Raw genomic sequence first — 23651 nt, 5'->3', positions numbered from 1 at the left:
CGGTTGAGAAACACCGCCTGATCGGCGGGATCACAATGTCCAACTTCTGGGGGTCAGTTCAAAGCCGGGGCGATTCAAAACCACATTGACAAGTGATCTAGAGAGAACCTTGAAAAGCATTTCCAGCTTCGTGGAGCAACAAGTACGCGAGTCAGCTTTACAGCTCAACACGGTCGAAGCGAAACGCGCGCCCAAGGACCTCAACAGGCCGGGCGATCCCGCAGCGCTGCTCGAGGAAATCAAAGTTACTCGCGCACGCTTGTCTCAGGGTCTGGAGGACATACGTGGCCAGTTTCCAATTCCTGGTAACCACAAGGTGCGAGCAGGGATGGCGACGGCACGACGCCCCGTGCCTGCGACACCGCCAATGCCCACGATCAGGAACGAGACGCGCCGCACACGGTTGACAATCATGTCGCAGACTTTGGCGACTTTCTCGCCGGCTTCGTTGTTTACTACCCTGCCGACGATGCTCTCCCTGACGCTCCAGCCTCAGCTGCGCGGTTACTTGCGATGGTCGCCTAGCGCAGGATGGGCGACCCTTCGACCTTTGCCTGCGCGCCTTGCAAAGTCGAACCCCCAAGGCGATTCCCAGCACGGCTGGCCATCAAGACGTTCCTAAGGCGCGGCCCGTTCATTCGAACTTTCCGGCGGCAGAGTCCGAATGCGCCGAAAAATAGCGGCGCGCCAGCGCGATCAGCTCGGTAGTACTTGGATGTTCCATCGCCTGCCAGTGGACGACCCGGCCCACCACCAGCGGCTGGAAGCTGTCGATATAGCGACGGAAGTCGGACTGTGCCAAGGGCGAGCCGGCCACCAGCAACTGGTCGACGCCGGCCAGCGCTTCGCAGATCTCGGCGAAGAACGCGTGCTCGCTGCGCGTCTTGCTGTCGTGGTGTCGCGTGTAGTGGATGTGCGATACGACCTGCTCGGCCAGCATGTAGGTCGCATCGATCGTCAGGATCTGCGCGCGGTGGTGATCAATCCAGGCGATGGCATGAAACAGTGACATGAGATTCCTTGTGAGCAGTGCGTGGCGTCAATGGGGCGCGCCACCGGCGCACGGGTCCGTGCGCTGGCGCACCGACGAATCGCGCGTTCGATACGACAGTCGCATCGAGTCCTCATGCCCGCACGCCGATGCCGATTGCAGGGCACGGTCATTCCGCTTGAATTCTTAAAGGTCCACCCATGCGCCAAGACAACGTCACGACCAGCTTCCGGCAACTACCCGCCCGTGCCAAGGAGATCATCTGATGGCCTACAACCTCCTCCAGCGGTTGTGCACGGCGCAGCTTCCCGAAGAGATCGTCCTGCAGGCGGACATCGACAAGCTGCAGCAGCTTCGCAGATGGGGGCTGGTGGAGGCTGACATCCCGCTGGCCATGGCGGAGTGCGGAGGGCACTGCTATGTTGGCAATGCCATCGTCATGCGCGTAACGTCGAAGGGGCGCGCGGCTGCGAAACGCAATACGCGCGCCCTGCCCTGCGGCGCCGTCGTGCGGACTGCGCGCCGGCAGAGCGCCCCCTCGCCCTTTCTCTGACGTGGCAAGCGTGGCCACACCCCGGGCCACGCCCGCCCCGCAGGCTCCGGGCCAACATGCACACGCCAGTCCCGCGGCGTTCTCGCAGGCCTCGCCAATGTCGCTCGTGTTGACCGGCCGGTGGACCGCAATCGACATGGGCAACATCGAACGCGGTCTCGATGCACTGCAGGCCGTGAGCGGCGGCGCGCTCGCCGTCAACGCGAGCGGCGTCGCCGCGCTCGATACCGCCGGCGCCTGGGTCATCCAACGCCTGCTTGAGCACGCCCGCACGTCCGGCAGCGAAGCCACCCTCAGAGGCCTGCCGCAACGGTTCGAGGCACTGATGGACCTGGCGAGCCGCCAGTTAGCCACGAAGGCGGCGCGACCTGCCATCGTGGCGCCGCCAGTACCGGGTGCCCTCGCGTTAGTGGGCCGGGGCGCCATGTCGGAGCTCCGCGAAGCGCACAACATACTCGGCTTCGTCGGCGAAATCGCGGTGTCGATCGCGCACTGCATCGTGCACCCCTCGCGCTGGCGCTGGCGGCCGGTGCTATTCAATATCCGAACTGCGGGGTTCGATGCTTTGCCCATCGTCGGCCTGCTTTCGTTCCTGCTGGGCGTAGTCGTGGCCTATCAAGGCTCGAGCCAGTTGCGGCAGTACGGCGCCAACATCTTCGTGGCCGATCTGGTGGGCATTTCGATGCTGCGGGAGTTTGCGCCGCTGATCACCGCGATCATCGTGGCCGGCCGTTCGGGCTCGGCCTACGCGGCACAGATCGGCACGATGGCCGTCACCGAGGAGATCGATGCGATGCGCACGCTCGGCATCGACCCGCAGGAGATGCTGGTGCTGCCTAAGGTCATCGCGCTGATGGTCGCGCTGCCGCTGCTCACGGTGTTCGCCGATGCACTCGGCGTGCTGGGCGGGATGGTCATGGCACGGCAACAACTTGACGTCGGCTTCGTCGACTTCCTGGACCGCTTCGTGAAGGCGGTCGTCACGTCCACCGCGCTCACCGGCATCGGCAAAGCGCCGGTCTTCGCAGGGATCATCGCGGTCGTCGGTTGCTACCAGGGCTTTCGCACCAAGGGCGGTGCGGACAGCGTGGGACGGCAGACCACGCGCAGCGTAGTGCAGTCGATCTTTCTCGTGATCGTGGCGGATGCCTTGTTCTCGATCGTGTTCAGCGCACTGGATCTATGAAATGACCAGCCCCCTTCGCGCACGCGAAGCGGCCATCGAGGTCGACAAGGTCGTCACGCGCTTCGGTAGCCATGTGGTGCACTCCGACGTGACGTTCACCGTCGACCGTTCGGAGATCTTCGCGCTGATCGGTGGCAGCGGCTCGGGCAAGTCGACCCTGCTGCGCGAGATCATCCTGCTGCACAAACCCGACGCCGGTTCGATCCGCGTGCTCGGCCAAGAACTGACCGGCATCGGCGAGGACGATGCTGCGGCACTGCGCCAGCGCTGGGGCGTGATGTTCCAACATGGCGGGCTGTTCGACGCCCTGACCGTCAAGGAGAACGTCGGCCTGCCGCTGCGCGAGCACACGCAGCTCGATGACGACCTGATCGACGAACTCGCGATGGCCAAGCTGGCCATGGCCGGGCTCACGGCCGAGGTCGGCGCGCAGCACCCGTCCGAGCTCAGCGGCGGCATGCTCAAACGCGCGTCGCTCGCACGGGCGCTGGCACTCGACCCCGAATTGCTCTTCCTCGACGAGCCTACGTCGGGCCTCGACCCGGTCAGCGCCGAGGGCGTGGACAACCTCGTGCTCAAATTGCGCGACCTGTTCGGACTCACGATCTTCTTGATCACGCACGACCTCGACCTGCTGTGGCAGGTGGCCGACAGGGTGGCAGTGCTAGCAGACGGCAAGGTGCAGGGCGTGGGCTCGATGACGGAGCTCTCACGACGGGACGAACCGTCGATCCGCCAGTTTTTCGACAGTGCGCGCGGACGCGCCGCGCAGGCACAGGAACAGCGCGTGGCCGCGAAGGCGCCGGCCCACGAGAACGGGAGCACCCCATCGAAACCAAGGTGAACTACACGGTCGTCGGCGCCTTCGTGCTGCTTCTGGGCGCGGTGATGATTGCCGGCGTGCTGTGGATCGCCACGGGCGGCACGCTGCAGAAGAAGTACGACACCTACCTCGCGATCGAGGACGAGTCGGTCGCAGGGCTCAACCTCAACGCCCCGGTCAAGTACAACGGCGTCGAGGTCGGCAAGGTCGGCGCCATCCAGCTCGACGCGGCAAACCCGGAGCGGGTGCACTTGAGCTTTGCGATCGAGCGCGGGACGCCGATCAAGACCGACACCGTGGCCGTGCTCAAGACGCAGGGGCTTACCGGCATCGCCTATGTCGAGCTGGGCGGCGGCAGCCGCGATGCGCCGCTGCTCCCGCCGAGCGCCGGGGCGCCGTATCCGGTGATCCGCACCAAGCCTTCGCTGAGCGCCAGGCTGGAGAACGTCCTCACCACCGTCCTGACGAAGCTGGACCGCACGTCGAGCAACATCGACGCCCTGCTCAGTCCCGCGAACCGGGCCGCGCTGACGAACGCGCTGGCCGACATCGCCACCGTGACCCGCACGATCGCCGCGCGCAAGGACGACATCGACGCCGGCATTGTGAACGCGGCGAAGACCGCGGACCACAGCGCGCGCGTGACAGCGCAGCTGGGCCCGATCGTCGAACGCATGGGACGTGCCGCCAATGCGGTCGAGAAGATGGGCAACGAAGTCGCGCTCGCGGGCACGGCCACCTCCAAGACGGTGAACGCCGTCGGGGGGGGCCACCCCCCGGCCTCCCCCCCCGACACGCTGCCCGAGATCCAACGCCTTGTTGGCGAATTGAGCGACCTGTCGAACTCGTTGCGGCGCCTGAGCGAACAGACCGCGCGCGACCCCGCGGGCCTCATTCGCGGACGCAGCCCGGTACCGAACGGCCCCGGCGAAACCGACCCACAGCCAACGAGCACACCATGAACTACCCCCCCTTTTCGGGCACACGCAGGACCCTCATCGGTATCGCCGCCACGTTGGGCATGACGCTGGTCGGCGGTTGTGCCGCGCTCTTTCCGAAAGAAGCCACACCACCGGCGGTCTACGTGCTCGACGGCGGTCACACGGCGCTTGAGGCAAATGCAGCCGCAGTGTCCGCTGCCGCCGCGGCGCCGGCGCTGGTCGTCAACCCGACGCGTGCCGCACCGGGCTTCGACAGCCAGCACATCATGTATGTGCGGGTCGCCCACCAGCTCGAACATTTCGCCCACAGCGAGTGGGCCGACACCCCTGCGCGCATGCTCACACCCCTCATCGTGTCGGCCATCGAGCGCACCGGGAGCTTTCGCGCCGCCGGAGCGTCGACCAGCGGAATCGCTGCGGACTTGCGGCTCGACACGGAAGTGCTGCGACTGCAGCAGCAATTTGGCGACACGCCCAGCCACGTGCGCTTCACCTTGCGGGCCACGCTGTCGGACAACGGCACGCGCCAGGCCATCTCGTGGCAAACCTTCGATGAGACCATGCCCGCGGCAAGTGACGACCCGTACGGCGGCGTGGTCGCGGCCAATCTCGCGGTGCAGCGCGTGATGGCACAGCTCGCCCGCTACTGCGCGACGGTGGCCGCTGCGCATCCGCGTGCCACCGCACCCTGAGACCCCCGGGGGCCGGGCGTTCGGCGGCGTACAGACACCAGGGAGCGGCACGCAGAAGCTGGCATCTCATTCTAAGGAACCCGACATGCCTTCATTGTTCGACCCGATTCGCATCGGCAGCGTCACGGCAGCCAACCGCATCTTCATGGCACCGCTGACGCGGGGCCGCGCCACGCGCGACCATGTGCCGACGCCGCTCATGGCGGACTACTACGCACAGCGCGCCGGCGCTGGCCTGATCATCAGCGAGGCCACGGGCATCAGCCGCGAGGGCAGCGGCTTCCCGTGCGCGCCGGGCATCTGGACCGATGCGCAGGTCCAGGGCTGGAAGCCGGTCACGGCGGCGGTGCACGCGGCCGGCGGCCGTATCGCGCTGCAGCTTTGGCACATGGGCCGGCTGGTGCATCCGAGCTTCATCGGCGGCACGCAACCCGTCTCGGCATCGGCCACCACCGCACCGGGCGACGCCTACACATACGACCACGGCAAGCAGCCCTATGCGCAGGCGCGGCCCATGACACCCGACGACATCCGGCGCTTGCTGGACGAATACGCACTGGCGGCCCGCAATGCGATCTCCGCGGGTTTCGACGGCGTGCAGATCCATGCTGCCAATGGCTACCTGATCGACCAGTTCCTGCGCGACAACTGCAACTTCCGTGACGATGCCTATGGCGGCTCCGTGGCCAACCGCATCCGCCTGCTCGTCGAGGTCACGCAGCGCGTCGTGTACACGGTGGGTGCCGAACGCACCGGCGTGCGCCTGTCACCTAACGGCGAGGTGCAGGGCGTCAACGACAGCCATCCCGAGATCCTGTTCCCTGCCGCGGCCGCGGCGCTCGATGCGCTCGACGTCGCCTACATCGCGTTGCGCGAACCGCAGCGCAACGGCACCTTCGGACATGCCGATTCGCCGCCGGTGCACCCGGCGATTCGCAAGGTGTTCCGCGGCCCGCTGATCCTGAACTCGGACTTCACCCTGTCAGAAGCTCAGGCGGCGCTGGATGCTGGTCAGGCCGATGCCATCGCCTTCGGACGCGCGTTTATTGCCAACCCGGATCTGCCGAGGCGTTTCGCCGAACACCTTACCCTTGCGATCGGGGATATGGCCGGCTGGTATTCGAAGGGCGCAAAGGGCTACACCGACTATCCGGATGCACCGCATGCACGGCTGGCGGCTACCGCGCCCGCCAGCGCAACCGCCACTGGCTAACCCGTAAGAAGCGAGTACTGAGGCGCGACTGCGGTGCTTGCAGCGCCACGTCGCGCTGCTGTCGCATGGCGACCGCTCATTCCAACTTCAACCGTTGCAGCCGAAGCGCGTTGCCGATGACTGAAAGCGAACTCAGGCTCATGGCCACCGCGGCCAGCATCGGGCTCAGCAGGATACCGTACCACGGGTAGAGAATGCCGGCCGCCAGCGGCACGCCTAGCAGGTTGTAGACGAAGGCGAAGAAGAGCCCGACCTTTATGTTGCGCAGCGTCGCTTCGCTGACACGACGTGCACGCACGATGCCGCCCAGGTCGCCTTTCAACAAGGTGACGCCGGCACTCTTCATCGCCACATCGGCACCGGTCCCCATGGCAATGCCGACTTGCGCCTGGGCCAGCGCTGGCGCGTCGTTGACGCCGTCGCCGGCCATTGCCACCACGCGGCCCTCCGCCTGCAGCTTCTTGATGCTGGCCGCCTTCTGATCGGGCAGAACACCGGCGACGACGTCGTCGATGCCCAGGGCCTTGCCCACGGCGTCGGCCGTGGTCTTGGCATCGCCCGTGAGCATGACGATACGCAAGCCTTCCATGCGCAGTTCCTGGATGGCCCGGGCCGCGTTCGCCTTTACGGTGTCGGCCACACCGATCAGTCCGGCGAGTTGGCCATCCACCACCACGAACATGACCGTCTGGCCGAGCTGGCGCATCGTCTCGGCGCGCGCAGCCAAGGCGCCTGGGTCCACCTGCAGGTCGGTCAGTAGCGCCGCATTGCCCAACGCGACCGGCCGGTCGTCGACGCGGCCGCTCACGCCCTTTCCTGTCTTGGCCGAAAACTCCGTGGCGCTCGCGAGTGCCAGCTTGCGCCCCTGCGCGTCGGCGACGATGGCGGCCGCCAGCGGGTGTTCGCTGCCCTGCTCCAGGCTCGCAGCCAGCCTGACGAGTGCGTCCTCGTCCAGCCCGGCAGAAGGGCCGGAGCCAGCCTGCGCGAGCACGACGGCCACCACCTTTGGACGGCCGTCGGTCAGCGTGCCGGTTTTATCGACTACCAGGGTATCGACCTTGCGCATCATCTCGATGGCCTCGGCATTCTTAAAGAGCACCCCGGCAGCCGCCGCCTTGCCCGTGGCCACCATGATCGACATCGGCGTGGCCAAGCCGAGCGCGCAGGGGCAGGCGATAATGAGCACCGCCACCGCATTGACGATACCGTGCGCCATCCGTGGCTCGGGGCCAAAGAATGCCCAGACCACCAGCGTGAGGACGGCGATGCCCAAGACAGCGGGGACAAAGTAGCCGGCCACCTGATCCGCCAGTTTCTGGATCGGCGCGCGGCTGCGCTGAGCTTCGCCCACCATGCGCACGATCTGCGCCAGCAAGGTGCCCTCCCCGACCCGGTCGGCGCGCATCAGCATCGCCCCGGTGCCATTGAGCGTGGCACCGATCAAGGGGTCTCCGGCCTTCTTTTCGACGGGCATGGATTCCCCAGTGACCAGCGACTCGTCGACGGAACTGGTGCCTTCGAGCACCACGCCATCGATGGGCACCTTCTCGCCAGGGCGCACGCGCAGCCGGTCACCCACCGCCACGGCGTCCAGCTGAACATCGGCCTCGCCACCGTCGGCTGCAACGCGGCGCGCGGTCTTGGGTGCCAAGTGCAGCAGCGCGCGGATGGCATCGTTGGTCTGGCTGCGGGCGCCAAGCTCCAGCATCTGACCCAGCAACACCAAGACGACGATCACGGCGGAGGCCTCGAAGTAGACGGCCACCGCACCGTCATGGTCGCGGAACGTCGGGGGAAAAATGGCCGGAAGAAACAACGCGACGACGCTGTAGCCATAGGCCACACCGATGCCCAGGCCGAACAGGGTGAACATGTTCAGGTTGCGGCTGACAAGCGACTGCCATGCGCGCACGAAGAAAGGCCAGGCGCCCCACAACACCACGGGCGTGGCGAGTGCGAATTCGGCCCAGGCCTCGGCTCTTGCACCGATCAAGGCACGCATCGGTGCCCCGGGCAGCATGTCCGACATGGCGAGCAGGAACACGGCAACGGCTGGCCCCACCGTCCACCGGAACCGATGCGTCATGGCCACGAGTTCCGTGTTCGGCGCCTCGTCGGCGGCGGCCACCCGGCGCTCCAGCGCCATGCCGCAGATCGGACAAGCGCCCGGTGATGCACGAACGATTTGCGCGTGCATGGGGCAGACGTACTGCGACGTCGGATCAGCGGTTTGCGGTTCCATAGCGCTCGACCTGACCGGCTTCAATGTTCGGTGGTCGCGCCGTTGCGGCTGGCCTCGAATAGGAACCAGGTGCGCCGCTCCGTCTCGTCGATCCAGCTTTCGATCAGGCTGATGGTCGCGATGTCGCGGTGCTGCTCGCAGACCCCGTGCGCCTCGCGAAGGCTCGCTGTCAGAGTCTTGTTGTCCTCGCGCAGCTCCGCCAGCATGTCCAGCGGCTCGACGTAATCGGCATCGTTGTCGAGCACCCGCTGCGTGCGGGCGATGTGGCCGATCGAGCGCAGCGTGGTTCCTCCCACCTTGCGGATGCGCTCGGCGATAGCGTCGGTCATCGCGTAGAGCTGGTCGCCCTGGTCGTCGAGCAACAGGTGGTAATCGCGGAAGTGCGGCCCGCTCATGTGCCAGTGGAAGTTCTTGGTCTTGAGGTAGATCGCGAACACATCGGCAAGGATGCCATTCATAGCGGCGGCGATGTCCCGGGTCGCGTCGCCCTTGAGGTCCGTGGGCGTGACCAGCGGCGCCTCCTGTCGTTTCATGAGGTCCCGCACTTTTTTGGCGTCTGGTGTCTTCATGTGATGTCCTTGAATCGGTTCTTGAATCGATGGCTTGCTGCAGCCTCGGGCATCCAGCAGCCCTCGTCTGTGTGTCACCGCACTCAGTTCCGAGATGCGTCCGGCGCCCTGCGTTGCCGAGCGCACAGACCGGCGGGCGTGCCGCGCTTAAGTTGGGTGCCCCAAACACACTCACGAGGAAGCTTTCAACATGACCTCGACGCGCAAGGCCTATTTCGTCGGTGGTGGCATCGGCTCTCTGGCCGGCGCCGCCTTCCTAATACGCGACGGCGGCATGCCCGGCAGCCAGATCTCGATCCTGGAGACCGGCAGCTTGCTGGGCGGCAGCCTGGACGCTGCGGGCGATGCCGATCGCGGCTACTCGATGCGCGGCGGTCGCATGCTGACCACCGACAACTACGAATGCACCTGGGACCTGTTCAAGTGCATCCCCTCGCTCACGCAGCCGGGTCGCAGCGTCTTCGAAGAAACGCTGGAATTCAACGAGAAGCATGTCTCGCACGCAATGGCGCGCCTGGTCGACCGCCGCCGCGCCAAAGTGCCGGTGTCGTCCATGGGCTTCTCGATGCAAGACCGAGTGGACCTGCTGAAGCTAGTCAATGCCGAGGAATCCTCGCTCGGCAGCAGCTGCATCACGGACCACCTGTCGCCCGGCTTTTTCGAGACGCCGTTCTGGTTAATGTGGGTCACCACGTTCGCCTTCCAGCCCTGGCACAGCGCAGTCGAGTTGCGTCGATACCTGCACCGCTTTATGCTGGAGTTCTCCCGCATCGAGACGCTCGCCGGCGTGAAGCGCACCGTGTTCAACCAGTACGACTCGATGGTCGTTCCGCTGCAGCGCTGGTTGCAAAAGCAGGGCGTGCGTTTGGTCACGGACTGCACCGTGACAGACCTGGACCACAAGACCGAAGATGGCCTGTTCGAGGCCATTGCGCTGCACTGCACAATGAATGGACAGCCCGAAATCCTGCAGCTGGAAGACGGTGACCTCGTCTTCGTCCAGAACGGCTCGATGACGGACGCATCCAGCCTGGGCTCGATGACGGCGGCACCTGCCAAGCTGAAGAAGGCGCGCAACGGCAGCTGGGCCTTGTGGGAGAAGCTGGCCGAGGGCCGGCCGGCCTTCGGCAAGCCATCAGTTTTCAACAGCTGCGTCGCCCAGTCCGACTGGGCCTCGTTCACGGTCACGCTGAAGGACCCGGCCTTCTTCGATCGGATGCAGCGCTTTTCCGGTAACGAGGCCGGTACTGGCGGGTTGGTCACTTTCAAGGACTCGAACTGGTTGATGTCCATCGTGCTGGCGCACCAGCCGCATTTCGCCAACCAGCCGGCCGGCGTGCAGGTGTTCTGGGGCTACGGGCTGTTCCCCGATCGCATTGGCAACTTCGTAGCCAAGGCGATGGCTGACTGCACCGGTGCGGAGCTGCTGCTAGAGCTCTGCGGCCACCTGCGCTTCGACCTGGAAACCATGGCCACGGCCAACTGCATCCCCTGTCGCATGCCCTACATCACCAGCATGTTCATGCCGCGCGCGCCCACAGACCGACCGCTGCCGGTGCCGCCGGGCACGAAAAACTTCGCCTTCGTCAGCCAGTTCGTCGAGATTCCGCTGGACACCGTGTTCACCGTCGAGTTCTCCGTGCGTGCGGCGCAGATGGCGGTGTACGAGTTGCTGCACATCGCCAAGGCCATCCCGCCGGTGACGCCGCACGATGCATCGTTGCATGCGAAGTTCGACGCGCTGGTCAAGGCGATGCGTTGACCCACATCGCAATCACTTGCTCAGTCCGGATGCCGCTCGCCGGATTCAGGCGCTCCTGACCTCTTTCACCTCGGCGTCGACCACGCTGTCATCGGCGGTGGCATGCGTCGCAGCTTCAGGGCTTTCGGGGCCGCTGCCCGTCGAAGCCGCCGACGCTGCCTGCTCGGACTGCGCTTTCGCGTATATCTTCTCGCCGAGCTTCTGGCTCGCCGCAGTCAGTTTCCGGGTCTCTTCCTCGATCGCAGCCCTGTCTTCTCCCTCTAGGGCTTCTTCCAGCTTTTTGATCGTGCTTTCCATCGATTGCTTCTCGGCGGCTTCGAGGTGAGCGCCCTGCTCGGCGAGCGTCTTCTTCGCGCTGTGGACGGTGGCCTCGGCCTGGTTGCGAGCCTGGGCGAGTTCGACCTTTTTCCTGTCGTCCATTGCGTTCAGTTCCGCGTCCTTCACCATCTTCTGGATCTCGGCTTCCGAGAGGCCTGAGTTGGCCTTGATGGTGATCTTGTTTTCCTTGCCGGTGCCCTTGTCCTTGGCGCCGACGTGCAGGATGCCGTTGGCATCGATGTCGAAGCTCACCTCGATCTGCGGCGTGCCACGCGCCGCCGGCGGAATGCCCTCGAGGCTGAATTCCCCCAGCGCCTTGTTGCCCGAGGCGATCTCACGCTCGCCCTGGAAAACCTTGACGGTCACGGCCGGCTGGTTGTCGTCTGCCGTGGAAAAAGTCTGCGCGAACTTCGTCGGGATCGTAGTGTTCTTGGCGATCATCTTGCTCATCACGCCGCCCATCGTCTCGATGCCCAGCGACAGCGGGGTCACGTCGAGCAGCAGCACGTCCTTGCGGTCGCCCGAGAGCACCTGGCCCTGGATGGCGGCGCCGACGGCCACGGCTTCATCCGGGTTCACGTCCTTGCGTGGCTCCTTGCCGAAGAACTCCTTGACCTTCTCCTGCACCTTGGGCATGCGGGTCATGCCGCCGACCAGGATGACGTCGTTGATATCGCCCACACTCACGCCGGCATCCTTGATGGCAGCCCGGCATGGCGCGATGGTGCGCTCGATCAGTGCCTCGACCAGGCTTTCGAGCTTGGCGCGGGTGAGCTTGATGTTCAGGTGCTTCGGACCCCCTGCGTCGGCTGTCACGTAAGGCAGGTTGATGTCTGTCGAGGCGCTGCCAGACAGTTCTATCTTGGCTTTTTCCGCCGCGTCCTTCAGGCGCTGCAGGGCGAGCACGTCCTTGGTCAGATCGACACCCTGCTCCTTCTTGAATTCGGTCACCAGGAAGTCGATGATGCGCTGGTCGAAATCTTCGCCGCCCAAGAAAGTGTCGCCGTTGGTCGACAGCACTTCGAACTGCTTTTCGCTATCGGCGCTCGAGATCTCGATGATCGACACGTCGAAGGTGCCGCCGCCCAGGTCGTAGACGGCGATCTTGCGGTCGCCCTTGTCGTGTTTGTCCAGGCCGAAGGCCAACGCTGCAGCGGTGGGCTCGTTGATGATGCGTTTGACATCGAGACCCGCGATGCGGCCGGCGTCCTTGGTCGCCTGGCGCTGCGCGTCGTTGAAGTACGCGGGCACCGTGATGACGGCCTCGGTTACCGGCTCACCCAGGTAGTCCTCGGCGGTCTTCTTCATCTTGCGCAGAATCTCGGCACTGACCTGCTGGGGCGCCAGCTTCTTGCCCCGCACGTCGACCCAGGCGTCGCCGTTGTCGGCCTTGCAGATGCTGTAGGGCATCAGGTCGATGTCCTTCTGCACTTCCTTCTCCTCGAACTTGCGTCCGATGAGACGCTTGACGGCGTAGATCGTGTTCTTGGCATTGGTGACCGCCTGGCGCTTGGCTGAGGCACCGACTAGGACTTCACCGTCTTCCTGGTACGCGACGATCGAGGGAGTGGTGCGCGCACCTTCCGAGTTCTCGATCACACGCGCAGTGTTGCCTTCCATGATCGACACGCATGAGTTGGTAGTGCCGAGGTCGATGCCGATGATTCTGGACATGATGTGATTGCTCCTTCAGTGGGATGAATGGGTCGTCGCGAACTTCAACTAGTCTGCGCGGATGCACGGCAACCGTCTGTGGGCCACCGCACGATGCATTCGGGTCGCATGGGCTCGTTGGCACGCCGTTGTGCGGCAACGAACCGCCAAAGCGCGTGTCACCGTGAAGCTCGGGTCACCGCCACCCCGGGGCCAGGAAGCTTGGTCGATCTGAAATGTCAAACCACCATGACATCACGCCGACTGGTAACGCGATGAACCTCTTCATCGACACCGAATTCAGTTCGCTGAACGCCCCGAAATTGCTCTCGATCGGCTTGGTGGCGGACGACGGCAGGGAGTTAAATGTGGAAATCGCAGACGACCGAATACCGATCCTCCGCCACGTTCAGACGCTGAAAGTTGAACGTGGTGATGACTGCAAGATTTTTGACGCCATGAACGCGGTCTTGCTGATATTGGTTAGCTTTGCAACGACCGCGATGGGTGAACTGATCGCACTTGGCCATCAACGCGCCCACCACCTACGCAACCGCGTGAAGCGCGCTGCCGTAAAGCGCGTCTTCGCATAGGCATCCGCCGCTTGCCGGATGGCTGCGCCCTGCGTCGGATAGGCATGGATGACCCTGGACAGTGCCTGCAGCCCGATACCCGTCACCATCGCGAGAGAGATACTGTTGATCATCTCTCCGGCATGCCGGGCCACGATGGTCGCGCCCAGGATCGTGTCGGTGCCCTCGCGCACATGGATTTTCACGAAGCCATCTTCCTCGCCATCGGCGATGGCGCGGTCCACGTCGTGCATCGGGATCGTGAAGGTCTTGACCGGAATGCGTTGTTGTCTGGCCTCCCTCACGTAGAGGCCGACGTGCGCGACCTCGGGGTCTGTGTAGGTACACCACGGGACCGTGAGCGCGCTCATGCGCTCATGCCCCAGCAGCAACGCATTGCGGACCACGATGCGGGCTGAGGCCTCGGCGGTGTTGGTGAACTTGCGCGTCAGGCACACATCGCCCGCGGCGAAGATGCAGCGGTTGCTGGTGCGCAGCAAGTCGTCGACATGAATGCCGCGTTCTGCGTCGTAGGCTACGCCCGCGGATTCCAGGCGCAGACCCTGCACGGCGGGCACTCGGCCGATGCCGGTCAGGAGGGTATCGACGCGCGTGGTGGCCGTGTTGCCGTCGTTCATCAGGTCGACCACCTTGCGGCCGTCTTCCATGCGCACGCGTGTGACTGTGCTGTTCAGGTGGATCTCCACGCCGTCGCGCGCCAGAGCGTCGGACACCATCTGCGCCGCGTCGCGTTCCTCCTGCGGCAGGAAGAGCGGCTCGCTGTGCGAGATCAGCGTGCGTGATCCGAAGCGCGCGAACACCTGGGCCAGCTCGCAGCCGAGCGGGCCGCCGCCGATCACCATCAGGCTGGGCGGCAGGACGTCGAGGTCGAACACCGTCTCGTTGGTGAGGTAGCCGGCTTCGTCGAGGCCCGGAATGTCGGGCAACAGGGAATGCGACCCGGTGGCGATGAGCGCCTTCTTGAAGCGCAGCGGCATGCCGCCGACCTCGACCGTGTCAGGTCCGGTGAAGCGCGCCACGCCGAAGAACAGGTGAACGCCGGCGCGCGCGAGGTTCATCGCCGAATCCCGGCGGCTGATGCGCGCCGTGACGCGCCGCATGCGCCGCATCGCCGCAGCGAAGTCGAATGCCACCTCGGCCGGTGAAGTCACGCCGAAGTTCTCCGCATTGCGCATCTCCGCCAACAACCGCGCCGTGCGGATCAGGGACTTAGAGGGAATACAGCCGGCGCTCAACGAATTGCCACCGAGCTCATGACGCTCGACCAGCGCCACATGGGCTCCCAGGGCCGCGGCGGCGTGGGCAGCCGCCAGCCCTGCCGGCCCCGCGCCGATGATCAGCAAGTCGTAGCGCTGCAGCGGCATCGGGCTGCGCCAGCCGGCGGGCCGGGTGTTAGCCAGACGCGCGTCGGCGGGCTCGGCGGCTTGGGAGAACGCGGGCATAAGGAATCGGCGGCGCTGCGGCTAGAGCCAACCGCCGGTGAATCCCGCTCGCCTCAGACCGGCACGCAGACAAGGAATGCTGCGGGTCAGACGCCAATACAGGCCGGTACGGAAGTTTTCGATCATGAGGACTGTCAGCCCTTGGTCGAGGCCGAATACGCCTTCCGAGATCCAGGGCGTGTCGCCGCCTGCCGTGACGTTGACGCCGCTGGCGTACAACGCGTTCCCACCCGTAGCGCCCGCTTCGACGACCAGCCGGCGCAGTGCGGGCAGCGCAATCTCGGGCGCGAACACCAGCGAGGCGGCCACGCAGGCGCTGTTGAGCGTTCCGTCGTCAGGGCCCCACGGGACCCCGCGCGCGGCATACCCGTAGAACGCCTGGCGGCGACCCGCCACTGTCTTCGGGTCGACGCTGGGGCCGTCGCTGGCCGTCAGGCCCCAGCTGTCCTGCCCGTAGCCGCCGAAGCCACGCGGATTGCGGATCGCGTACTGCCGCTGCACTTCAGTGGCGCGCCGGCTGTTCTCGAAATAGTCGCAGTCCTTCTCGCGCATGAAGCTGTCACGGATGCCGCGGAAGTCGATCCACGCATGCGAGAACTGATGCATGAACAGCGGTCCGGCGTACAGGAAGTCGATGCCGTAGAGATTCTCCCACTGGTAGGTCTCGGTCCATGTTTCGAAGCTGGACCTTGTCAGCCGGTGCGTGTCCGAGCCCAGGCCGAGCGCATACAGGACGATGGCCTCGTTGTAGCCTTGCCAGCCGTAATTGAGGAAGCCGCATTCCGTCTTCCAGCCGAGCGCGACCGCATCGTCGTCGTGCTCGGACCAGTTCCAGTTCACTCGGTCATAAAGGAGGTTCGCGAGCCTTCTCAGCTCGTCCTCGGCAGGGGTCGGGGCATCGAAATAAGCGGCGGCCGTCAGCATGCCGACCACCAGCAGCGCGGTGTCGATGGACGACAGCTCCGAGGCCCACGCACGTCGGCCTGTATCGCCGTCCAGGAAATGGAAGTAGAAGCCGCGCCAGCCCGTCGCGTCAGCCGCGCCGGATTGGTCGCTCCCGGCGAAGAAACGCAACGCGTCAAGACATCGACCGACTGCGTCTTCCCTGGCGATCCATCCGCGCTCGACCGCTACCGGATAGGCAGACAGCGCGAAGCCCACGACGGCGATGCTCGCCGGTGCGTCCGGCCGGGATGTGTCGGCCACCAATCCAGTGCGCGCATGCGTATGGGTAAGAAAGTAATCGAATGCCGTGCGCTGCACGCCGTCTATCATTTGCTCGTCGGCACGTGTCGGCGCACCCAGAGCAGTCACCGGGTTCGCATCGCTGGGCTGATCTTGCGGCCCCAGCGCTGCCACCAAGGGGCCGACGGCGGCACGGCGTCAAGCAATCCGTTGAAAGCCGGGATTGAGATGCGCGCTGCCTCAGGTTCAGGGTTCGTCCTGTCCTCGAAGCCCGGCATGTCGGCAGTGGTGCGAAACGGGCTCATGGCGCGTGGCCTCCAAGTCAAAGAAAGACCCACTGTCCACGCGTTCGCTCACAACGTCTGTTCGCTGGCGTACGTGCAGCCACGCTTGCGGCCACGGTCTGTTCTCAAACGCACAGACGCGCCGACCCGGAAAGCCCATTCTTCATTTCCAAAGGAGCACAGCTTGACGAAACCAAACTCCCACGTGCAGGTCCGGTCGACGTGACCCGGCCGCTAATTGTCGGAAACTGGAAGATGCATGGACTGACAGCGCAACTGGCAGACATCGAGGCGCTTGGCGTGGCGATGACTGACCGTCCCGCGCAGGTAGATGTCCTGATTTGTCCGCCGTTCACCTTGATCGAGCGTGCGGCGCGCGCAGCAGGCTCCCTGGTGTCCATCGGCGCACAGAACTGCCATCACGAGACCTCTGGCTCCTGGACGGGTGAGATCAGTGCGCGGATGCTGAGGGATTCGGGAGCATCGGCGGTCATCGTCGGCCACTCCGAGCGCCGTCAACAGCAAGGCGAAACCAGCGAGCGGGTGGCTGCGAAGGCGAACGCTGCAGTCGCCGCCGGTCTGCTCGCCATCATCTGCATCGGCGAAACGCGAGCGCAGCGTGAAGGTGGTAGCGCCCTGGACGCCTGTGCTGCGCAGTTGGCCCTTAGCGTGCCGAAGGACATCCGCGCTGGGGCGTTCGCCGTTGGTTATGAACCGCTTTGGGCGATTGGCAGTGGACAGGTACCGACTGCCGATCAGATCACCGAGATGCATCGGCATATCAGGCAGTGCCTGATCAATCGGCTGGGCACATCCGGGAATGCCGTGCGTATCGTCTATGGCGGCTCGGTGACACCTGCCAACGCGCGCAGCGTCCTTGCGCTGTCCGATGTCGGCGGCGTGCTGGTCGGCGGGGCGAGCCTGGAGCCCGAAGAATTCGAAGCCATCGTGCGAGCGGCTGCGCCATGAATCTGCGCGTGGGCATCGCGGCCGACCACGGCGGCTACGCACTCAAGACGGAACTCGTGCGGGCACTGCGAGGATGGGGCTGCCAGGTCGAGGACTTCGGCGCCTTTGAGCTCGACCCCTCGGACGACTACCCGGACTTCGTCGCTCCTCTGGCCAGCGCCGTTGCCAAGCGCTACATCGCGCGCGGCATCGCACTTTGCGGCAGCGGCGTGGGCGTGGCCATTGCCGCGAACAAGTTCGACGGTGTCCGTGCCGCACTGGTCCACGATGTCTTCACCGCACATCAGGGCGTCGAGGACGACGACATGAACGTTGCGTGCCTAGGCGGCGCGGTGATCGGCACGCGCTACGCGCTCGACCTCGTGCACGTGTTCCTCAACGCGCGCTTCTCGGGCGCTGCGCGCCACCAACGTCGCCTGGACAAGGTCAGGGCACTGGAAAACAGGAACGCCGAACCATGAAGACGATCGACATGCCGCTGCTCGCAGACACCGCCCGCCGCCTGATGGCAGACGGCAAGGGCCTGCTGGCGATGGACGAAAGCACCGGCACCTGCAACCGGCGCTTCGGCGCCGCAGGCATCCCGCAGACCGAAGCGTTCCGGCGCGCGTACCGTGAGCTGCTGGTGAGCACCCCCGGGCTCGGCCGCACGATCAGCGGCGCCATCCTCTTCGAAGAGACTTTGCATCAGCGAACGAGGGACGACGTGCTTTTCACGCAGGTGCTCGAAGACGCCGGCATCGTCCCAGGCATCAAGGTCGACCTGGGCGCCAAGCTGCTTGCAGGCCACCCCGGGGAGCGTGTGACCGAGGGGCTGGACGGTCTTCGCGCACGGCTGAAGGCATATTTTGAAAAGGGTGCGCGATTCGCCAAGTGGCGCGCGGTGTTCAGCATCGAGACCGGCACGCCCGGCCCGGCGTGCATCGCGGCCAATGCGCATGCACTGGCGCGCTACGCAGCCCTGTGCCAGGAAGCCTCGCTGGTGCCGATCGTCGAGCCGGAAGTTCTGATGGACGGCGCGCACACCCTGGCCGAGTGCGGCGAAGCCACGCACCGCGTCCTGCACCAGGTCTTCGAGCAGCTCGACCAGCAGGGCGTTGTGCTCGAGGCGATGCTCCTCAAGCCCAACATGGTCCTGCCGGGCACCGAATGCCCCGTACAGGACGACATCGATGCCGTGGCAGATGCCACGCTGGCGTGCCTGCTGCGGGCTGTGCCCGCCGCCGTGGCAGGCATTGCGTTTCTCTCGGGGGGTCAGCCGGCCGAGCTGGCCACGGTCCGGCTCAACGCGATGCACCGCCCCCGCGACACCGCGCCGATGAGCAACCCCTGGCCGCTGACCTTCTCGTTCGGCCGGGCACTCCAGCAACCCGCGCTCGCGGCGTGGGCGGGAAACGACGCCAACCGGGTAGCTGCCCAGCAGGCGCTGCTGCATCGCGCGGCTTGCAACGGCGCCGCCGTGCTAGGCCGGTACGGCGCCGTGATGGAGACCCCATGAGCACGCTGCTGCAGTTGTACCTCGTGCGGCACGGAGAAACCGCATGGACGATCACCGGCCAGCACACGGGTCGCACCGACCTGGGCCTGACCGCGCACGGCGAAGCGCAGGCGCGCGAGCTCGCACCGCGGCTGCGCGACATCGCCTTCTCCGGGGTTCTGGTGAGCCCCGCGCGAAGGGCTCGGCAGACGTGCGAGCTGGCGGGCCTGGAGGCATCGAGCCGGATCGAGCCCGACTTGGCGGAATGGGACTACGGCGATGACGAGGGACTGCGAAGCGTCGAGATTCGCAAGGCGCGACACGGGTGGGACCTCTGGCGCGACGGGTGTCCGAATGGCGAGACCCCCAACGAACTGGCGATCCGCGCGGACCGGCTCATCGGCCATCTGTCCAAGCTGGAGGGCAACGTCGCGCTGTTCTCGCACGGCCAGTTCGGCGCCGCGCTGGCTGCAAGATGGATCGGTCTGCCGCTAATTGCCGGAGCGCACTTCGCCTTGCACCCGGCTTCCCTCAGCATACTGGGCCACGAGTCAGCCCATCCCCACCGGCGGGTGATCGAACTGTGGAACGAGGTGCTCACGCTCCAGGAGCCGTGAGACCGTCCCGGCGCAGGGGCCGCTTCAACTCGCACGCGCGACCGTCGTGACCTCGAATCCGAATTGGCGCAGCCGTTGAACGTCGGTCTCGCCGGCGAGTCCGGCAGGAACCGACTCACCCTGCAGCCATGATTTGTGGATGAGAATCTGCGCGGCCTCTTCGGCGGAGGGCCGCGTGCCTCGCTGGACCTCGTCTTCGATCGGCGGACCGCCCTCCTCGCCCATGCGTGTGGCGGCGACGCGCCAGCGGTTGAGTTCGTAAGGAAGCGACCGTTGGATCGCTTCGCGCGTCAGGCCGACAGAGATGCTGAGATCGGGCGATCGCACGTCGGTAACCCACTGGGGTGCGATGAGAACGCTGTGGCCCATCCACCAGTGGCTCGTGTCGATCACGATGGCGTGCACGGCCCGTGTCTCCGCGTCGACCAGCAGGTCCTGGACATGCCCGGCTTCGCCGTCGAGCGCATGGACGCGATAGCCCTTCAGTGCCTTGCAGCTGCGCCAGTGCGAAGCCTCGCCGCACAGCGGTCGGTCGCGCGTCGACACGCCGGGTCCGTCGGCCTGGGGGAACGGGCTTGCGAAGACCGGCATCGCGTGGCATTCGAGCCAACCGCTCGAATCGACCACCAGGCCACGGACGACCCATTGGCCGTCATCGAAAGAAAAATGCATGACTTGACACATGGCCTCACTGTGGAGGGGCCCGGGTGCGGCGTCTGTTCGCTGCCGTACCCACGGCACCCATTGGCGACAGCCGACGGCGCGGCGCGCGAGCCGTGCACGCGTGTGCGCCAACGAACAGACCTCCTTGCAGGAGTTGCGCAAAGTCACGGCAACGAGTGCGCTCACCTTGTGCAGAGGCGCGACACCCCTACCCACCCGCCTGAAAGCATTGCCATGGAACCCATTGCAGAAGCAGTCGATGCCACTTGCTGCCCCCGGCGCAAGGACCCCAGGGCGCTCGCGAGGCGGTTTGCGTGACGACGCAACTTCCCCCGCCAGAACGCTTCGCCTTCGTCTACCGAGGCTGCTCGATGGTTTGCACCGCGGAGTTCGTTGCGCCTGCCGCTTATCGCCCCGTCGTGATCTATCGATCCGGTCTGCCCGAACTCGGGACCACGATCGTGCCGGTGATCGAGGCGAGCTGCGCAACGATTTCCGCTGCGATCCTGCGCGGACAGCAGACCGCCATGCTCTGGATCAACGAGCGGACCCGGCACCTGAACTGGTGGTTCTGATGCTGCACCCAACGCTCGCATCTGCCCCACCCCGCGAGAGCCGCCGCTGCACGCTCAACTCTCTCTTTCCCGATCCGGAACGAAAGCCGAACCCATGACGCAAACCCGCACCCGCAATCGCCGCATCGTCCTGAACGCTCGACCGGACGGCGCGCCGACCGCGCAAGACTTCCGCATGGAGCACCTCCCGATGCCACAGGCCGGGCCGGGCCAGGTGCTGCTGCGCACGCTGTACCTGTCGCTGGATCCGTACATGCGCGGGCGCATGAATGACGAAGCGTCGTACGCGTTGCCCACGGCCCTCGGCGACGTGATGGTGGGCGCCACCGTCTCGCGCGTTGAGTCTTCCGGACACGCCAGCCTCAATGCCGGCGCCCTGGTGGTGGGTGCAGCCGGCTGGCAGGACTATTCGCTCGCGGACGCCGAGGGACTGAACGCGTTGTACCCGGAGGATCCGCACCCGTCTCGCGCGTTGGGCGTGCTCGGTATGCCGGGCTTCACCGCCTACATGGGACTGCTGGACATCGGTCAGCCGGTGGCGGGAGAAACCGTCGTGGTCGCGGCCGCCAGCGGCGCCGTTGGATCGGTGGTCGGACAGATCGCCAGGCTCAAAGGTTGCCGTGTCGTGGGCCTCGCCGGCGGGGACGAGAAGTGTCGCTACGTTGTCGACCAGCTAGGTTTCGACGACTGCATCGATCACCTTGCCGACAATATGGCAGACGCGCTCGCGGCCGCCTGCCCGGCAGGCATCGACGTGTACTTCGAGAACGTTGGCGGCGCGGTGTTCGACGCCGTACTGCCGCTGCTGAACACCCGCTCTCGCATTCCGGTGTGCGGCCTGATCGCCAGCTATAACGCCTCCGCGTTGCCGGCAGGTCCCGACAGGCTGGGCCTGCTGGAGGCCACGCTGCTGAAGAAGCGCATCCGCATGCAGGGCTTCATCACAATGGCCGATTACGGGTCGCGCTGGAACGAGTTCGCCGGCGCGATGCGAGAGTGGGTGCGCGAAGGGAGCGTAAAGGTCCGCGAAGACATCGTGTTCGGTCTGGAGAACGCACCCGACGCCTTCATGGGTCTGTTACAGGGCCGGAACTTCGGCAAGCTGATCGTGCAGCTGGCGTACGAATGAGGCATGTGGCCGCAAGGCGGCCACATGCCATCAGGGTGCGTGCCATCACACGGTCTGCCGGTAGTTCACTGTCCCGCGTGCGCAGCCCAGAAGGCGTTGACCTTGACGCTCTCGGCCACAAAGTTGTCCTTTTGGAAGTTCTGGTCCTTCTTCACGTGCGGTGCGGCCTCCAGCGTCGACTTCACGGTGGCCAGCACGAGTAGCTTGTTGCCGGGCGCTGCCTTGAAGCTCTCCCACGGCACGGGCACGTACTTCTCGTCGATGCCGAAAATGCCTCCCCTCCCGATGACAAGGTAGGCGACCTTGCCGGTCTGCGGGCTCATTACGATGTCGTCGACGCTGCCGAGGTCTTCCCCCTTCGGATTCACCACGCCCGCACCGAGCAACTGGTCCGAGCGAAACGCCATGTCACCGCCGGAGACGGACACGGCAGCAGCGATCTGCTGGCGGCGCCAGGCCGACACGTCCAGGCGCGGAACCTTGCCACTGCTCAGGTCCGCCGCATAGGCGACATACACGGTGCGCGCGGCGCTCAGCGAACTCTCGCAGGCCTGCTGGTCACCGCGCTGCGCCAGGATGTTGGCCGAAGCGATGAGCGTGCGGACCTCGTAGCCCGGGCGGACGTTGGAATAGCCCACGCCTGCGACGTTTGGTTCCGCGACATAGCCGTACCCATAGCCGTACATCGGATAGCCATACCCGTAGCCGTAGCTGTGCAGCCAATAGCCTTCCTTTTGCAACTGGCCGTCGAATGCCTTCAGGTCGGTGAGGCACTGCTGCGCCGGTTTCGCGGCTGCGGGCTGGGCGAGTGCCCCGGGCGAGAAGACTCCGAGGCAAACCGATGCGGCGAGCGACGCGATGTCCGACCGAGAGAGAGATAGTTTTTTCATGATTCGTAACCTTGGATAGGGCTTCAGACTTTGTCTTCGGTGGCGAACGAGTCAGACCAGTAGCCCGCACGTCCATAGTGGCCGCGCAGGTCGATGTCCGACTGCATCCTCCAGGTCTCGCTCGGGTCATAGACGGGCGAGGACTTCACTGCATCACGGCTCAGGTCGACCGACACGGTTTTGTCCGACCAGTGCACGCCGGTGATCCACTCCGGTGCCACCAGCACTTGGTGGCCCATCCACCAGTTGCTCGTGTCGACCACGAGGTAGCGGATGGCCCAGGTTTTCTGGTCCACCAGAAAGCCGGAGACATGCCCGATCTCACCGTCGTTCGCCCGAAGGTGATAGCCGGTGACGGCCTTGCAACTGCGCAGGTGCGGATCGTCGTTGCGGTGGCGCTGCCGCTCGGTGCGCAGATAGGTTTCCATCTCGCGTTCCCGCTCGGCGCGATCGATGCCGTAGCCCATGTAGCCGGGAACCATGCCGTAGGGATAGAGACCGCCGCCCCACAGGCCGGCCCCGCCCCAATAGTTGCCGTAGCCGTAGTACCCCATGTACTGCGCTTCGTTCTGCCGCGAAATGGGCTTTTCGGTGTCGACGTCCGGACTGTTCTTGACCTGCTCCTTGGTGATCGACACCGGGAACGTCTGGCCCACCCAGTTGGGATTGTGGATCGCAACGGGGGAAATCAGGACCTTGCGGCTCGTGAGCCAGGAACCCGCATCCACCACCAGGTAGCGGACGACCCACGTGTCATCGTCGAAAAAGAAATCCTTGACCTCGCCGATCTCGCCGTCGGTGGCCTGGATCACGTACTTCTCGAGTTCATGTGTGCTTCGCAACATGGGAATGTCCTTTCAGAATGCCGAATCGGATCGATCGAC

24 protein-coding genes are annotated in these 23651 nt (G+C 65.3%); 14 read left to right on the top strand and 10 right to left on the bottom strand.

Annotated elements, in window-relative coordinates; all coding sequences use genetic code 11:
• Positions 1-264: 264 nt before the first annotated feature.
• On the bottom strand, positions 265-471 hold the full coding sequence (locus QN413_RS27390; RefSeq protein ID WP_416352221.1) for a PRC-barrel domain-containing protein: 207 nt from the start codon (positions 469-471) through the stop codon (positions 265-267).
• A 163-nt stretch (positions 472-634) separates the two neighbouring features.
• Positions 635-1012, bottom strand: a complete 378-nt coding sequence (locus QN413_RS22035; RefSeq protein WP_323498746.1) for a hypothetical protein — start codon at positions 1010-1012, stop codon at positions 635-637.
• A gap of 244 nt (positions 1013-1256) precedes the next feature.
• Here QN413_RS22035 and QN413_RS22030 point away from each other — a divergent pair, with 244 nt between their 5' ends.
• The 6 genes from QN413_RS22030 (at position 1257) to QN413_RS22005 (ending at position 6399) form a co-directional block, all read left to right on the top strand.
• Positions 1257-1544, top strand: coding sequence for a hypothetical protein (locus tag QN413_RS22030; protein WP_323498745.1), 288 nt, complete (start codon positions 1257-1259; stop codon positions 1542-1544).
• A 97-nt stretch (positions 1545-1641) separates the two neighbouring features.
• Positions 1642-2730, top strand: a complete 1089-nt coding sequence (locus QN413_RS22025) for an MlaE family lipid ABC transporter permease subunit (RefSeq protein WP_323498744.1) — start codon at positions 1642-1644, stop codon at positions 2728-2730.
• A gap of 1 nt (position 2731) precedes the next feature.
• The gene (locus tag QN413_RS22020) at positions 2732-3574 is read left to right on the top strand and encodes an ABC transporter ATP-binding protein (protein WP_323498743.1); all 843 of its coding nucleotides are present in this window, start codon (positions 2732-2734) and stop codon (positions 3572-3574) included.
• Positions 3571-4515, top strand: a complete 945-nt coding sequence (locus QN413_RS22015) for an MlaD family protein (RefSeq protein WP_323498742.1) — start codon at positions 3571-3573, stop codon at positions 4513-4515. Before QN413_RS22020 ends, QN413_RS22015 begins: the two co-directional genes overlap by 4 nt.
• Positions 4512-5186, top strand: coding sequence for an ABC-type transport auxiliary lipoprotein family protein (locus tag QN413_RS22010; protein WP_323498740.1), 675 nt, complete (start codon positions 4512-4514; stop codon positions 5184-5186). Before QN413_RS22015 ends, QN413_RS22010 begins: the two co-directional genes overlap by 4 nt.
• An 85-nt stretch (positions 5187-5271) precedes the next feature.
• Positions 5272-6399 (top strand): alkene reductase, encoded by a 1128-nt coding sequence (locus QN413_RS22005; protein ID WP_323498739.1) that lies wholly within the window; start codon positions 5272-5274, stop codon positions 6397-6399.
• Between the two features lie 76 nt (positions 6400-6475).
• Here the strand turns inward: QN413_RS22005 and QN413_RS22000 are convergent, their stop codons facing one another.
• Complete coding sequence (locus tag QN413_RS22000; protein ID WP_323498738.1) at positions 6476-8641, bottom strand: copper-translocating P-type ATPase; 2166 nt, start codon at positions 8639-8641, stop codon at positions 6476-6478.
• A gap of 20 nt (positions 8642-8661) precedes the next feature.
• Positions 8662-9210 carry a DNA starvation/stationary phase protection protein gene (locus tag QN413_RS21995; RefSeq protein WP_323498737.1) on the bottom strand — a complete coding sequence of 183 codons (549 nt, stop codon included), beginning with the start codon at positions 9208-9210 and terminating at the stop codon, positions 8662-8664.
• A gap of 190 nt (positions 9211-9400) precedes the next feature.
• On the opposite strand from QN413_RS21995, the gene QN413_RS21990 reads away from it, so the two are divergent.
• Positions 9401-10972, top strand: coding sequence for an oleate hydratase (locus tag QN413_RS21990; protein WP_323498736.1), 1572 nt, complete (start codon positions 9401-9403; stop codon positions 10970-10972).
• Positions 10973-11017: 45 nt separating this feature from the next.
• Here QN413_RS21990 and dnaK read toward each other — a convergent pair whose 3' ends face one another.
• Positions 11018-12964, bottom strand: a complete 1947-nt coding sequence (gene dnaK, locus QN413_RS21985; RefSeq protein ID WP_323498735.1) for a molecular chaperone DnaK — start codon at positions 12962-12964, stop codon at positions 11018-11020.
• A 254-nt stretch (positions 12965-13218) separates the two neighbouring features.
• Between dnaK and QN413_RS21980 the strand changes: the two genes are divergently transcribed.
• Entirely contained in the window at positions 13219-13536 is a 318-nt protein-coding gene (locus tag QN413_RS21980; protein WP_323498734.1) for a hypothetical protein, read from the top strand.
• Here the strand turns inward: QN413_RS21980 and QN413_RS21975 are convergent.
• Together QN413_RS21975 and QN413_RS21970 are read right to left on the bottom strand one after the other, a co-directional pair.
• On the bottom strand, positions 13473-14978 hold the full coding sequence (locus QN413_RS21975; RefSeq protein ID WP_323498733.1) for a mercuric reductase: 1506 nt from the start codon (positions 14976-14978) through the stop codon (positions 13473-13475). The genes QN413_RS21980 and QN413_RS21975 overlap by 64 nt on opposite strands.
• Positions 14979-14999: 21 nt before the next feature.
• The gene (locus tag QN413_RS21970; RefSeq protein WP_323498731.1) at positions 15000-16292 is read right to left on the bottom strand and encodes a glucoamylase family protein; all 1293 of its coding nucleotides are present in this window, start codon (positions 16290-16292) and stop codon (positions 15000-15002) included.
• Between the two features lie 377 nt (positions 16293-16669).
• On the opposite strand from QN413_RS21970, the gene tpiA reads away from it, so the two are divergent.
• The 4 genes from tpiA to QN413_RS21950 are packed head-to-tail and all read left to right on the top strand — an operon-like array spanning position 16670 to position 19510.
• Positions 16670-17416, top strand: coding sequence for a triose-phosphate isomerase (gene tpiA / locus QN413_RS21965; RefSeq protein WP_323498730.1), 747 nt, complete (start codon positions 16670-16672; stop codon positions 17414-17416).
• Positions 17413-17877, top strand: coding sequence for an RpiB/LacA/LacB family sugar-phosphate isomerase (locus tag QN413_RS21960; RefSeq protein WP_323498729.1), 465 nt, complete (start codon positions 17413-17415; stop codon positions 17875-17877). Before tpiA ends, QN413_RS21960 begins: the two co-directional genes overlap by 4 nt.
• 5 nt (positions 17878-17882) lie before the next feature.
• Positions 17883-18914 (top strand): class I fructose-bisphosphate aldolase, encoded by a 1032-nt coding sequence (locus tag QN413_RS21955; protein ID WP_416352220.1) that lies wholly within the window; start codon positions 17883-17885, stop codon positions 18912-18914.
• Positions 18911-19510 carry a histidine phosphatase family protein gene (locus tag QN413_RS21950; protein ID WP_323498727.1) on the top strand — a complete coding sequence of 200 codons (600 nt, stop codon included), beginning with the start codon at positions 18911-18913 and terminating at the stop codon, positions 19508-19510. Before QN413_RS21955 ends, QN413_RS21950 begins: the two co-directional genes overlap by 4 nt.
• 24 nt (positions 19511-19534) lie before the next feature.
• Here the strand turns inward: QN413_RS21950 and QN413_RS21945 are convergent, their stop codons facing one another.
• The gene (locus QN413_RS21945) at positions 19535-20182 is read right to left on the bottom strand and encodes a PRC-barrel domain-containing protein (RefSeq protein ID WP_323498726.1); all 648 of its coding nucleotides are present in this window, start codon (positions 20180-20182) and stop codon (positions 19535-19537) included.
• Between the two features lie 305 nt (positions 20183-20487).
• Here QN413_RS21945 and QN413_RS21940 point away from each other — a divergent pair, with 305 nt between their 5' ends.
• On the top strand, positions 20488-20748 hold the full coding sequence (locus tag QN413_RS21940; protein WP_323498725.1) for a hypothetical protein: 261 nt from the start codon (positions 20488-20490) through the stop codon (positions 20746-20748).
• Between the two features lie 94 nt (positions 20749-20842).
• Complete coding sequence (locus QN413_RS21935) at positions 20843-21877, top strand: NADP-dependent oxidoreductase (RefSeq protein ID WP_323498724.1); 1035 nt, start codon at positions 20843-20845, stop codon at positions 21875-21877.
• A 65-nt stretch (positions 21878-21942) separates the two neighbouring features.
• Here the strand turns inward: QN413_RS21935 and QN413_RS21930 are convergent, their stop codons facing one another.
• Both QN413_RS21930 and QN413_RS21925 read right to left on the bottom strand, forming a co-directional pair.
• Complete coding sequence (locus tag QN413_RS21930; RefSeq protein WP_323498723.1) at positions 21943-22767, bottom strand: PRC-barrel domain-containing protein; 825 nt, start codon at positions 22765-22767, stop codon at positions 21943-21945.
• A 23-nt stretch (positions 22768-22790) separates the two neighbouring features.
• Positions 22791-23612: a PRC-barrel domain-containing protein gene (locus QN413_RS21925; RefSeq protein WP_323498721.1), complete on the bottom strand. Its 822-nt coding sequence runs from the start codon at positions 23610-23612 to the stop codon at positions 22791-22793.
• Between the last annotated feature and the right edge of the window lie 39 nt (positions 23613-23651).

The organism is Variovorax sp. LG9.2, from assembly GCF_035018885.1.
GTDB lineage: Bacteria > Pseudomonadota > Gammaproteobacteria > Burkholderiales > Burkholderiaceae_C > Variovorax.
The sequence above is the reverse complement of the archived record's forward strand: the minus strand, read 5'-3'. Positions and strand labels throughout refer to the sequence as shown.

Coding starts and splice junctions, on each gene's coding strand:
- QN413_RS22035 (WP_323498746.1), bottom strand. CDS start 1,012: ATGTCACTGTTTCATGCCATCGCCTGGATTGATCACCACCGCGCGCAG.
- QN413_RS22030 (WP_323498745.1), top strand. CDS start 1,257: ATGGCCTACAACCTCCTCCAGCGGTTGTGCACGGCGCAGCTTCCCGAA.
- QN413_RS22025 (WP_323498744.1), top strand. CDS start 1,642: ATGTCGCTCGTGTTGACCGGCCGGTGGACCGCAATCGACATGGGCAAC.
- QN413_RS22020 (WP_323498743.1), top strand. CDS start 2,732: ATGACCAGCCCCCTTCGCGCACGCGAAGCGGCCATCGAGGTCGACAAG.
- QN413_RS22010 (WP_323498740.1), top strand. CDS start 4,512: ATGAACTACCCCCCCTTTTCGGGCACACGCAGGACCCTCATCGGTATC.
- QN413_RS22005 (WP_323498739.1), top strand. CDS start 5,272: ATGCCTTCATTGTTCGACCCGATTCGCATCGGCAGCGTCACGGCAGCC.
- QN413_RS22000 (WP_323498738.1), bottom strand. CDS start 8,641: ATGGAACCGCAAACCGCTGATCCGACGTCGCAGTACGTCTGCCCCATG.
- QN413_RS21995 (WP_323498737.1), bottom strand. CDS start 9,210: ATGAAGACACCAGACGCCAAAAAAGTGCGGGACCTCATGAAACGACAG.
- QN413_RS21990 (WP_323498736.1), top strand. CDS start 9,401: ATGACCTCGACGCGCAAGGCCTATTTCGTCGGTGGTGGCATCGGCTCT.
- dnaK (WP_323498735.1), bottom strand. CDS start 12,964: ATGTCCAGAATCATCGGCATCGACCTCGGCACTACCAACTCATGCGTG.
- QN413_RS21980 (WP_323498734.1), top strand. CDS start 13,219: ATGAACCTCTTCATCGACACCGAATTCAGTTCGCTGAACGCCCCGAAA.
- QN413_RS21975 (WP_323498733.1), bottom strand. CDS start 14,978: ATGCCCGCGTTCTCCCAAGCCGCCGAGCCCGCCGACGCGCGTCTGGCT.
- QN413_RS21960 (WP_323498729.1), top strand. CDS start 17,413: ATGAATCTGCGCGTGGGCATCGCGGCCGACCACGGCGGCTACGCACTC.
- QN413_RS21950 (WP_323498727.1), top strand. CDS start 18,911: ATGAGCACGCTGCTGCAGTTGTACCTCGTGCGGCACGGAGAAACCGCA.
- QN413_RS21945 (WP_323498726.1), bottom strand. CDS start 20,182: ATGCATTTTTCTTTCGATGACGGCCAATGGGTCGTCCGTGGCCTGGTG.
- QN413_RS21935 (WP_323498724.1), top strand. CDS start 20,843: ATGACGCAAACCCGCACCCGCAATCGCCGCATCGTCCTGAACGCTCGA.
- QN413_RS21930 (WP_323498723.1), bottom strand. CDS start 22,767: ATGAAAAAACTATCTCTCTCTCGGTCGGACATCGCGTCGCTCGCCGCA.
- QN413_RS21925 (WP_323498721.1), bottom strand. CDS start 23,612: ATGTTGCGAAGCACACATGAACTCGAGAAGTACGTGATCCAGGCCACC.